Genomic DNA, 236 nt, shown 5'->3' with positions numbered 1-236 from the left:
GCGTTCGTGGTGTTCTCGTCGATCTCGGGTGTCTGGGGCAGCGGGGAGCAGGCGGCGTACGGGGCGGCGAATGCGGCGCTGGACGCGCTGGTGGCGCGGCGTCGCGCGCAGGGTCTGCCGGGTACCGCCGTCGCGTGGGGCCCGTGGGCCCGGGTGGGCATGGCGGCGGACGACGAGACGGCCGCGCAGTTGCGCCGCCGGGGTCTGAGCCCGATGGATCCCGCCCGGGCGCTGGC

Annotated in this window: 1 protein-coding gene; it reads left to right on the top strand. The window is 77.5% G+C overall.

Annotated features, from left to right (window positions below; genetic code table 11):
- Positions 1-236, top strand: a 236-nt coding sequence (locus tag PUR61_RS01200) for a KR domain-containing protein (RefSeq protein WP_329874695.1), incomplete at both ends; no start/stop codon positions are given.

This window comes from Streptomyces sp. BE20 (assembly GCF_036322525.1).
GTDB lineage: Bacteria > Actinomycetota > Actinomycetes > Streptomycetales > Streptomycetaceae > Kitasatospora.
The sequence above is the reverse complement of the archived record's forward strand: the minus strand, read 5'-3'. Positions and strand labels throughout refer to the sequence as shown.